This is a genomic window from Chryseobacterium sp. SIMBA_028, from assembly GCF_046535285.1.
Taxonomy (GTDB): Bacteria; Bacteroidota; Bacteroidia; order Flavobacteriales; family Weeksellaceae; genus Chryseobacterium.
Map to the genome: position 1 here is coordinate 1 of NZ_JAWRWZ010000866.1, position 233 is coordinate 233.

Consider the following 233-nt stretch of genomic DNA (forward strand, 5'->3'; position numbering starts at 1 on the left):
CTCATAAGAATGTAGTATTTAAAAGTTAAAATAAATTTAGTTGAAATTTTGCAAAGAGACTATGCTTTTGCTAAAAAACTTTCGTAAGAAGATTGCACAGAAACTGTGCCATCTGACAGGATTTTTTCTAAATTCAGAAATTCTATTTGATTAACGGAGGCCTGATCAAATTCTTTTTGAACCCTCACATAGTTTTCTGTGAAGCCGTACATTTTTCCGTCTTTATTCTCATG

General features: G+C 31.3%; 1 pseudogene. It reads right to left on the bottom strand.

The features are described 5' to 3' along the window. Window positions 1-59 precede the first annotated feature (59 nt). A pseudogene (locus tag SCA31_RS25665) lies at window positions 60-233 on the bottom strand (tRNA (N(6)-L-threonylcarbamoyladenosine(37)-C(2))-methylthiotransferase MtaB); the annotation flags it as partial.